At 71.0% G+C, this 9482-nt stretch carries 10 protein-coding genes; 6 read left to right on the top strand and 4 right to left on the bottom strand.

The features are described from left to right. A partial coding sequence (locus D7W82_RS36000) for a pitrilysin family protein (protein ID WP_147439718.1) occupies positions 1 to 1513 on the top strand: 1513 nt, incomplete at its 5' end. Between the two features lie 22 nt (positions 1514 to 1535). Here the strand turns inward: D7W82_RS36000 and D7W82_RS36005 are convergent. Beyond that, positions 1536 to 2549 carry a DUF3616 domain-containing protein gene (locus D7W82_RS36005; RefSeq protein WP_120622627.1) on the bottom strand — a complete coding sequence of 338 codons (1014 nt, stop codon included), beginning with the start codon at positions 2547 to 2549 and terminating at the stop codon, positions 1536 to 1538. Between the two features lie 199 nt (positions 2550 to 2748). Between D7W82_RS36005 and D7W82_RS36010 the strand changes: the two genes are divergently transcribed. Then, entirely contained in the window at positions 2749 to 4599 is a 1851-nt protein-coding gene (locus D7W82_RS36010; RefSeq protein ID WP_120622628.1) for an OmpA family protein, read from the top strand. Positions 4600 to 4661: 62 nt separating this feature from the next. Here the strand turns inward: D7W82_RS36010 and D7W82_RS36015 are convergent, their stop codons facing one another. Next, positions 4662 to 5132 carry an FBP domain-containing protein gene (locus D7W82_RS36015; protein WP_120622629.1) on the bottom strand — a complete coding sequence of 157 codons (471 nt, stop codon included), beginning with the start codon at positions 5130 to 5132 and terminating at the stop codon, positions 4662 to 4664. Between the two features lie 136 nt (positions 5133 to 5268). Between D7W82_RS36015 and D7W82_RS36020 the strand changes: the two genes are divergently transcribed. From D7W82_RS36020 to trxA, 3 genes are all read left to right on the top strand, one after another. Further along, complete coding sequence (locus D7W82_RS36020; protein ID WP_147439719.1) at positions 5269 to 5958, top strand: Ig-like domain-containing protein; 690 nt, start codon at positions 5269 to 5271, stop codon at positions 5956 to 5958. Positions 5959 to 6036: 78 nt separating this feature from the next. Then, positions 6037 to 6918: a LysR family transcriptional regulator gene (locus D7W82_RS36025; RefSeq protein ID WP_199727940.1), complete on the top strand. Its 882-nt coding sequence runs from the start codon at positions 6037 to 6039 to the stop codon at positions 6916 to 6918. A 125-nt stretch (positions 6919 to 7043) separates the two neighbouring features. After that, a complete protein-coding gene (trxA, locus tag D7W82_RS36030; RefSeq protein WP_014398791.1) occupies positions 7044 to 7370 on the top strand; it encodes a thioredoxin in 327 nt (108 codons plus the stop codon). Between the two features lie 9 nt (positions 7371 to 7379). Here trxA and D7W82_RS36035 read toward each other — a convergent pair whose 3' ends face one another. Both D7W82_RS36035 and D7W82_RS36040 read right to left on the bottom strand, forming a co-directional pair. Then, positions 7380 to 7958, bottom strand: coding sequence for a TlpA disulfide reductase family protein (locus D7W82_RS36035; protein ID WP_171426856.1), 579 nt, complete (start codon positions 7956 to 7958; stop codon positions 7380 to 7382). Then, a complete protein-coding gene (locus tag D7W82_RS36040; RefSeq protein WP_120622632.1) occupies positions 7955 to 9019 on the bottom strand; it encodes a CFI-box-CTERM domain-containing protein in 1065 nt (354 codons plus the stop codon). The genes D7W82_RS36035 and D7W82_RS36040 overlap by 4 nt, the downstream gene beginning before the upstream one ends. 113 nt (positions 9020 to 9132) lie before the next feature. Between D7W82_RS36040 and D7W82_RS36045 the strand changes: the two genes are divergently transcribed. Beyond that, entirely contained in the window at positions 9133 to 9420 is a 288-nt protein-coding gene (locus D7W82_RS36045; protein ID WP_120622633.1) for a hypothetical protein, read from the top strand. Positions 9421 to 9482 lie beyond the last annotated feature (62 nt).

A 9482-nucleotide genomic window follows, 5' to 3' on the forward strand; every position in this document is an offset into this window, starting at 1 on the left:
CCCCAAGCCCCCGCACGAGGAACCGCCCCCGACGCCGCAGCCCGAACCGGGCACCGTGCCCCCGGTGCCGCTGAACGAGCCGCCGCCCATGCACCTCGTGGTGCAGGCCCGGGCGGACACGCCCATCGTCAGCCTGCGGCTCGTCTTCCACACGGGCTCCATCGACGACCCGAAGGGCAAGGAGGGCCTCACCGCCCTCACAGCGAAGCTGATGGCGGAGGGCGGCACGCAGCAGCTCACCGCCGCGCAGCTGCTGGAAGCGCTCTACCCCATGGCCGCCGAGCTCAAGGTCGTCACCGACAAGGAGATGACCACCCTCTCCGGCCGCGTCCACCAGGACTTCCTGCCCTCGTTCCTGCTGCTCTTCACGGACACGCTGCTCCAGCCGCGCTTCGACCCCGCGGAGTTCGAGCGCCTGCGCGCCAACGCGCTCAATGCCGTGCGCAACGGCCTGCGCAGCGAGGACGACGAGACGCTCGGCAAGGTGGGCCTGGACGCGCTCCTCTACGCGGGGCACCCGTACGCCCACTACACCGGCGGCACCGTGCAGGGGCTCCAGTCCCTCACGCTGGAGGACGTGAAGGCGCACGCGCGCCGCGTCTTCACGCAGGACCGGCTCGTCATCGGGCTCGCGGGCCCGGTGGACGCGAACCTCCAGCAGACCCTGACCTCGCGCCTGAGCGCGCTGCCCGCCAAGGGCGCGCCCCGGGTGGAGCTGCCCTCCGTGAAGTCCTCCGCGGGGCGCACGCTCATCCTCCAGAAGCCCACGCTCTCCACCGCCGTGAGCATGGGCTTCGTCACGCCGATGCGCCGGGGCGACCCGGACTTCTTCCCGGTGGCGTTCGCGCTGTCGAACCTGGGTGAGCACCGCCAGTTCATCGGCGTGCTCTTCAACGAGCTTCGCGAGCAGCGCGGCCTCAACTACGGCGACTACGCCTACGCCGAGCACTTCATCGAGGACCGGGGCAACGGCACCTTCAACCGCACCAACCTGGTGCGCACCCAGCAGGACGTGTCCATCTGGCTGCGCCCCGTGGTGCCCGCCAACGGCGTGTTCGCCACGCGCGGCGCGGTGTTCTTCCTGGAGCGCATGTCGAAGGAGCCCCTCACCCCGGAGCGCTTCAACCTGGTGCGCGGCTTCCTCCAGGGCTACACGCGCCTGTGGGAGCAGACCGACCAGCGGCGGCTGGGCTTCGCCATCGACTCGCTCTACTACGGCACGCCGAACTTCCTGGACGCCTACCGCTCCGCGCTGACGACGATGACGCCGGAGTCCGTGCAGGCCGCCGTCAAGCGGCAGCTCTCCCCGGAGAAGCTGGCGCTCGTGTACGTCACGGAGGACGCGCAGGGGCTGGCGGAGAAGCTGAAGTCCGGCGCGCCTTCGCCCATCACCTACGCGTCGCCCAAGCCGCCGGAGCTGCTCAAGCTGGATGAGCTCATCCTCCAGCAGAAGCTGCCGGTGCGCCCGGACGCCGTGCAGATCGTCCCGGCGTCTGGGTTCATGGAGCGCTGACGCCCGCGCTGCTCTCCGGCGCTCAGGGGCTTTCCGGCAACGCCGTCCACACGCCGCGGAAGCGCTTGAGCGCCGGATTCTTCTGGCGTTTGCACTCCACCCCATCCACCTGCACGGTGCCGTCGTCGCTGAGCAGCAGGATGTCCTCGGACGTGTCGGGCGTGAAGAACGCCTCCGGGTTCACGCCGGACAGGTCCACCGACGTCACCGGCACCGGCGCGTCGTCCCCGCCCTTCCACGTGAACAGCCGCGACTTCGCCTCGGAGGCGGTGGCCCCCGCCATGATGAGGTAGCGCCCCCGCCACGACGACAGCGAGCGGATGCCCAGCCCGCCCAGCTCCAGCAGCCGGGGCTCTCCGAAGCGCGCGGGCGCGCCGTCGCGCACCACCGCCTCCGGGTTCAGGAGCGGCACCACCAGCGCCCTGCCTTGCGTCAGCGGGCTGCGGAAGCCAATCAGCATCCCGGGCGCGTCCAGCATCGCCGTCATGCCTTCGATGTTGAGCCCACCGGGCTCCTTGGGCGGCAGCGGCTCCGCCCGCGCGAGCCCGTACGGCGCGAGCCGGGCGTCCGCGAGCAGGTCCTCCAAGAGCTGCGTGTACGGCTGTCCGACGAGGTGGACGTGCTCGGGGTCCTCCACGCCGGTGGCGAAGAAGCGCAGGCGCGCGGGCTGCTTCTTGCCGGCGCTGTTGCGGCCATGCGACGTGAGCCAGAAGGCCAGGTTGCCCAGCCGCGAGCCCGCTTCGATGTCCGTCTCCGGCGGCTTCTTCTTCACCGGCAAATCGAGCGACGGCGTCAGGTCCACCGTGCGCAGCGGACGGCCACCCTTCCGCGCATCGTAGACGCGCAGGATGTTGTCCTCGTCGTCCGCCACCACGAACAGGCCCTGGCCCAGCTCCACCGCGCCGGACGCGTCACAGCTGCCTTCGAAGACGACCGTGTTCGCGGGCGCCGCGGGCAGCGCGTCACGCCGCACGTTCGCCTCGCGGGTGCCACAGCCCGCCACCAGGACACATCCCCACAGGAGCCACCGTTTCATGGCCCTTCTTCTCGCTGCTCACACCGCGCCACGCGCGCCGGGAAACCGGAGGCCCTCCGTGAAATGTGTCTTAAGCAACACGACACACCGCGGATCCGACGGGCTCGGCATTTGTAGAAATGGCATGAGGCTGTAGCTCACGCGCCCAGGGGAGGGGGTTTTCTTCCGGTGGCGGGAGGTGGGTGCTAAGAGCCTCAGGATGCAATGCCCCGACTCCGAACCTTCGTGGAGCCGGTCCGCGTGCGGCGCGGCCCTGCGACTCGCGCTCCTGGGCCTGCTGCTCACCACGGCAGCAGCCCACGCGCAGCCTGACCCCTTCTCCCGAGGCTTCGACGCCGTCCCGGTGAAGCCCACGGCCGCGCAGTCCAGCGGCATTGGCCTGGAAGGCGCCACCGTGGAGCCGGTGGGCAGCTACCGGGGCGCGCTGCTCTTCGACTTCAACTGGCGCATCCTCGCGCTGAAGCTGGGTGACGAGAAGCTGGGGGACCTGCTGCCGTACCGGCTGGACGCGCACCTGCTCTTCTCCTACCAGCTGCTGGAGCGGTTGGAGCTGGGCGTGGACCTGCCCGTCACGCTCCTGCAGGGCGACAACTTCTCGCTCCTGGGGGACGCGCTGAACTCGCCGGACTTCCCCGGCGCCGCGGGCGTCAGCAGCACCACGCTGGGCGACCTCCGCGTGCTGCCTCGCGTGAGCCTGCTGAACCCGGACCGCTTCCCGGTGGGGCTCGCGCTGGTGGCGGAGGTGCGGCTGCCCACCGGCAGCGCGCGGAGCTTCACGGGTGAGAGCGGCGTGGTGTTCGCACCGCGCCTGGCCGTGGAGAAGAAGCTGGGGCCCGTGCGCGTCGTGGGCAACGCGGGCGTGCTGGTGCGCCCCGCGGCGCAGTACCTCAACCTGCGCGTGGACGACGAGCTGACGCTGGGCGCGGGCGGCATCGTGGACCTGCCGGACATCAGCCGGCTGCGCGAGGTGAAGGCCACCGCGGAAATGCACCTGCGCACGCCGCTGGCGCGCCCCTTCAACTTCGACCAGGCGGATTCGCTCAAGACGCCGTGGGAGCTGCTGGTGGGCGCCCGCGCGAAGGTGTGGGGCGACTGGGGCGTGGAGCTGGACGTGGGCCGCGGCCTCAACGTCACCACCGGCTACGGCCGCGAGGCCCTGCGGGTCATGCTGGCGCTGCGCTACGACAAGACCTTCAAGGACGAGGGCCCGGACTCCGACGGCGACGGCGTGCCCGACGTGCGCGACCGCTGCCCCACGCAGCCCGAGGACAAGGACGACTTCGAGGACTTCGACGGCTGCCCGGATCCGGACAACGACGGCGACGGCGTGGCGGACGGCGAGGACGCGTGCCCCAGCAAGCCCGGCCCGAAGGAGAACAAGGGCTGCCCGGTGGAGCCGGACAAGGACACCGACGGCGACGGCGTCATGGACCCGCTGGACAAGTGCCCCCTGGTGCCCGGCCCGAAGGACTTCGACGGCTGCCCGGACACGGACTTCGACGAGATTCCGGACGGCGAGGACGACTGCCCCGACGTGGCCGGCCCCCCGGAGAACAACGGCTGCCCGTACGACGCTCCGCCCTACGTGGTGGTGGAGTCGGACCGCATCCGCATCAAGGGCAACATCCTCTTCGAGACGGGCTCCGCGGTCATCCAGAAGCAGTCGTACCCGCTGCTGGACGAGGTGGCGACGGTGCTCACCAAGAACCCGACGCTGGGGCCCGTGCAGATTGAAGGGCACACGGACAACAAGGGTTCGCGCGCGCTCAACATGGACCTGTCCAACCGGCGCGCGAGGTCGGTGCTCGAGTACCTGACGAAGAAGGGCATCGACCGCAAGCGCCTCACGTCGCAGGGCTTCGGGTTCGACCGGCCCATCGCCACCAACGACACGGCGCTCGGCCGCGCGAAGAACCGGCGCGTGGACTTCAAGCTGGTGAAGTCGGAGATTGAATCCGGCCCGAAGGAGACCGTCGTCCCCCACGGCCAGCAGCCGCCGCCCGGCACCGAGCCGGTGCCCGGACCGGGCGCGCCTGCCGGCAAGAAGTAACGCGGTCCGTTGGGACGGCCCGGCACACGGGCCGTCCCCCACGGAGCGCGCCCTGCGCCTCCTCACGCTTCCGCGCCGAGCTCCAACCCCAGCGTTTCGCTCGCGAAGCGCGCCATGCGCTCCATCAGCCTCGCCTTGTCGTCCAGGTCGCTGCGGCCGGACCGGTCCGACATGGCCTCCAGCCGCTCACCGCAGCGCAGGTCCAGGCAGACGTTCACGCCCACCCGGCGCTTCGAATCCACATCCGTGGTGAGCAGGCCAATCTCCGCATCGGTGGACGTCCGGCACCAGTCACACATCTTGGGCGACAGGGTCGGGTCCCCCTGCTGATCCCTGCGGAAGGCGATCCCCGTGGGCTGCTTGCTCCCGGGGGCGACGAACACCAGGAAGACGCGCACCCCATACGGATCCACCCACGAAAGGTAGTCCCGCACGAAGAGCGGGAGCTGGGTGCCCTTGGGCAGTTCGACGTGTTTGCGATCCCTTGAGCGGAACGCACGCAGCAACTCTTTCTCTGACTCGATTCGGAACATGGCGTGCTCTGACCGGACTGCCTTCAAGAACATCCTGAATGTGCTTCAGCCTGATTTTGTCCAACCCCCGCGGCCACTGGGTTGAAATCACCACCGCATGCCAGCTTGGCGGGCACTCGCGTTCCGAGGACCCCCCATGCACCTTTCCCTACGGATTCTGCTGCCCCTGCTGGTCGTCGGGCCTGGAGTCATCGCGTGTGGCGATGATGCCTCCCCCACCTCCAACCAACCGCCCACCGTGAGCGACACCCTCTCCGCGCCCACGGCACTGGTCGCGGGAACGACGGGCACCCTGACCATCACCGCGAGCGACCCTGACGGAGACCCGCTGACCTACACGTGGATGCAGGTCGCGCCCGGAACGCAGGGCACCTGGGTGGGTGGCACCACGGGCGAGAGCGCGCAGTGGTACTCGCCCGTCGTGGGCACCGAGACGGCGTTCACCTTCCACGTGAGCGTCACGGATGGCGTGAACCCGCCCGTGGTGCGGACCGTCACCCTGCCCGTGTCGGTGCCCCGCTATGGCGCGGATGTCCAATCGCTGTGGAGCTCCGGGCAGTGCACGACCTGCCACGGCAAGGCCGGCAACCTGAGCCTGGCCCCCATCGGCAGCCACGCGAGCCTGGTCAACGTCACCGCCAGGGCCTGCGGCAGCCTCCAGCGCGTCATGCCCGGCGACCCGGACAACTCGGCGCTCGTGCGGAAGATGGAGGGCACGGCGTGTGGAGACCGCATGCCCACGGGCACGCCGGAGTACTTCGATCAGCACCCGGGCCTGAACATCCTGGTCCGCTCGTGGATCCTCGCGGGCGCGGCCAACGACTGACGCACCGCGGGCTCGCGCCCGTTCCAGCCGGGGCATAGGCTCGCGGTCGTGGCCGCGAAATTGCCCCTGCTGGACGACATGGTCCTCTTCGCGGAGGTGGTGGCGACGGCCAGCATCACCTCCGCGGCGGAGCGCCTGGGCCTGCGAAAGTCCACGGTGAGCCGCCGGCTGGCCGCCCTGGAGGAGCGCCTGGGCATCCGGCTGCTCGAGCGCAACACGCGCAGGCTCCGCCTCACGGAAGGTGGCCGCGAGTACCACGCGCACTGCGCGCGGCTCGTCGCCGAGGCCCGCGAGGTGAACGCGGCGGCGAGCGAGTCGCGCGGCACGCCCCAGGGCACGCTGCGCATCGCCACGCTGTCGCTGCTGGGCGAATTGCTCACGCCCGTCATCGCGGAGCTGCTGCTGCACCATCCCCGGCTGCGCGTGGAGGTGTCGCTCGCGCAGACGCACGTGGACCTCATCGCGGAGGAGTACGACCTGGCGCTGCGCACCGGGCCGCTCGCGGACTCATCCCTGATGGCGCGCAGGCTCGGGCGCCTGCGCACGGGCTACTACGCCAGCCCGCACTACCTCAGCCGCCACGGCACGCCCCGCACGCCTGAAGCGCTGACGACCCACGAGTGCATCCTCCTGGCCGAGTCCGGCACCGACGAGGTGTGGTTCTTCGGCGAAGGCCGGAGCGCGCGCACCGTGCCGGTGACGGGCCGCCTGCGCGTGCCGAGCGAGCGCGCGGGCCAGGCGGCGGCGAGCGCGGGGCTGGGCATCGTGCGGCTCGCGGCGTCGCTGGTGGCGGACGACGTGCGCGCGGGGCTGCTCGTCCCCGTGCTGGAGGCGGACACGCCCCCGGGCCTGCCCATCTTCGCCGTCTACCCGAGCAGCCGGCAGCTGCCCCTCAAGGTGCGCGCCTTCCTCAAGCTGCTGTCCGCGCGCGGCGCCGCGCTCCCGTGGCAGGAGGAATAGGGCTCCTGGCGGAACAATGCGTCCCGCCAGGGGCGCTCGTCGTCGCCGCGGGCCGCGATTACATCCCGTGTGCACGAGGCGCGGATGCCCCTGGGGCCCGCGCCCTTCACCCAAGGACAGGGCCCATGGCTGGCGACGTCATCGAGCTGGGAGACGCGGAGTTCCAACGCGAGGTGCTGGAGTCCAACGAACCGGTGCTGGTGGACTTCACCGCCACCTGGTGCCCGCCGTGCCGGGTGCTCGCGCCGGTCATCGACTCGCTGGCCGCCGAGTACAAGGGCCGGATGAAGATGGCCAAGCTCAACGTGGACGACCATCCGAGGACGCCCGAGCAGTACGGCATCCGCGCCATGCCCACCCTGCTGTTCTTCAAGGGCGGGAAGGTGGTGAAGCAGGTCGTGGGCGCCGTGCCCAGGGCGAAGCTGGAGGAGGCCGTGCGCCAGGTGCTCTGACGCCCGGCCCTAGCGCTTGAGGGCGCGCTCGATGCGGCGGCGCAGGCCGTCCTCGGACAGCATGCCGCGCTGCGCGTCGATGACCTTGCCGTCCTTGTCCAGGAAGTAGAGCGTGGGCAGCGCATTCACCTGGAAGGCGCGCGCCACGTTGTCGTCCGCGTAGACGACGTAGGGCCGCAGATCCGGCTGGAAGCGCTGGAGGAAGTAGTCCACCTCCTGCGACGCCGTGGAGCCCTCGTCCCGGCTGGCCGCCACGAAGACGAGCCCCCGGGACTCGTACTCCTTGGCCAGCTTCACCAGGGACGGCATCTCCTCGCGGCACGGCGGGCACCACGTGGCCCAGAAGTCGAGCATCACCACGCTCCCCTTCAGGTCCGCCAGCGCGAGCGAGCCGCCCTCGTGCTTCGTCAGCTGGAAGGTCGGCGGCGATACTCCGTCCGGCACCAGCCGCGCCCGCTGCGCCTCGCGCACGCCCAGGAACGCCAGCGCCGCCAGCCCCAGCACCGCCACCACGGACAGCGCCGTCTTGGCCTTGTCCCCGCGCGCGCCCGGCGGCGGCGTCCCTTCCGTCCCAGCCTGCTGTGTCATCCGCGTTCCTTCCGTGTCAGGCGGCCGTGCACCCGCGTCAGGGCCCAGCGCACCCCGGCCCGCACCCGAGGCCGGCGCACCACCCACGCCGCCAGCGGAGGGCCCCAGTGATAGTACCCGTCGATGAACCCCTGACCGAGCCGGCTCTTCCTGAGCACGTCGTCGCGGAAGGCCCGGAAGGCCACCAGCTCCGGCGCGCCCTCGCCAAAGGCCGCCGTCACCACGAAGCACGATGACGCGGGGCTCACCCACATCAGCTTGCCGTTGGTGAGGTTCACCACGACCTTCAGCTCCCGCTGCTCCGTGTAGAGGAAGGCCAGGAGGTCGCGCCGCGCGGCCGGGAACTCCTGCCCGCCCGCCTCCTCGAAGTCGATGCGCGTGCCGACGGTGCTGCCCACTTCATCCACCGTGAAGCGGTAGCGCTTGGAGCTGCGCCGGTGCTCCACCTCCAGCCCCTTCAACTCGCCGAAGTAGGCCAGGAAGGGCACCCGGCACGCCGGGCAGACGAAGCGGTGGTAGGCGTGCGTCGGGACGAAGGCGTAGTCCCCCATGCGCTTGCAGCCCGTGTTGGGGCACACCAGCTTCACGGTCGCCTGGGCCGCGTTGCGAGGGTCGTAGCGCGACAGACCCGTGCCCTTGTCGAACACCGGCGCCGGCCGCGGCGGCTGGCCCACCATTTGCCGCGTGGGGTGCGCGGCCCGCTCCAGCTCCTGGGCCTTCCGCCACGCCAGCTCCGCCGCCTCCAGCCGGCCGTCCGCGGTGTGCACCAGCGCTTCGGCGTGCGCGCGCAGGGCCGCCACCAGCCGGTCCACCAGCGGCGACACCGCCGGCTCGCGCGCCACCGCGAAGGCCTCCGCCAGCACCCGCTCCATCTCTGGAAGCAGCGCCTGGGCCGCCTTGCGAGACGGGTCCTCCGCCCGCCGGTACACCGGGGGCTCCGGGAGTTTCGCGAACAACGCCGAGGCCTGGGCCCGCACGCGCTCCAGCGCGGCGTCCCCCCGCCCCACGTCCAATCCCGCCGCCCGCGTCTGGGCGGCCCTGATGAGTTCTTCGGGCTGCAAGCGCGTGGACCTTAAGGGCCCCCAGGCCCCCTGTCAGCGATTGAGGCGCGACAGGTCAGGAAACTCGCCATGTGCCCCGGGCCGATGTAAGACGACGTAGGAGGATGTGAATCATGGGCGTGTTGAAGTTCCTGGTCTGGACGACCTGCGCGGTGGGTCTGGGCGTCTTCCTGGCGCGGGGCAACGTGGACGGCCGTTCCCCCCTGGAGCACATGGAGCGCACCTGGAAGCGCACGGTGAACCCCTCCACCCTGGACAAGGTGAAGGGCAGCGTGGGGGACGCGCTGGAGGACGCCAGGGGCGCCGTGTCCCAGAAGTCCGCCAACGCGGCGGGCCCGCGCGAGCGCATCACCGCCGAGGACCGGGCGGCCATCAACGACATCATCACCAAGAAGAAGTAGGCGACGCGGGACGTGACGCCTCCCCGCGGGGCCGGTTGCTGATCGCCGCCCTCCCCCTTCCG

Origin of the sequence: Corallococcus sp. CA049B (assembly GCF_003611685.1) — a bacterium.
Taxonomy (GTDB): domain Bacteria; phylum Myxococcota; class Myxococcia; order Myxococcales; family Myxococcaceae; genus Corallococcus; species Corallococcus coralloides.

Bases quoted from the DNA above. Each gene is read 5' to 3' on its own strand.
- D7W82_RS36005 (WP_120622627.1), bottom strand. From the start codon at position 2,549: ATGAAACGGTGGCTCCTGTGGGGATGTGTCCTGGTGGCGGGCTGTGGC.
- D7W82_RS36010 (WP_120622628.1), top strand. From the start codon at position 2,749: ATGCAATGCCCCGACTCCGAACCTTCGTGGAGCCGGTCCGCGTGCGGC.
- D7W82_RS36015 (WP_120622629.1), bottom strand. From the start codon at position 5,132: ATGTTCCGAATCGAGTCAGAGAAAGAGTTGCTGCGTGCGTTCCGCTCA.
- D7W82_RS36020 (WP_147439719.1), top strand. From the start codon at position 5,269: ATGCACCTTTCCCTACGGATTCTGCTGCCCCTGCTGGTCGTCGGGCCT.
- D7W82_RS36025 (WP_199727940.1), top strand. From the start codon at position 6,037: ATGGTCCTCTTCGCGGAGGTGGTGGCGACGGCCAGCATCACCTCCGCG.
- trxA (WP_014398791.1), top strand. From the start codon at position 7,044: ATGGCTGGCGACGTCATCGAGCTGGGAGACGCGGAGTTCCAACGCGAG.
- D7W82_RS36035 (WP_171426856.1), bottom strand. From the start codon at position 7,958: ATGACACAGCAGGCTGGGACGGAAGGGACGCCGCCGCCGGGCGCGCGC.
- D7W82_RS36045 (WP_120622633.1), top strand. From the start codon at position 9,133: ATGGGCGTGTTGAAGTTCCTGGTCTGGACGACCTGCGCGGTGGGTCTG.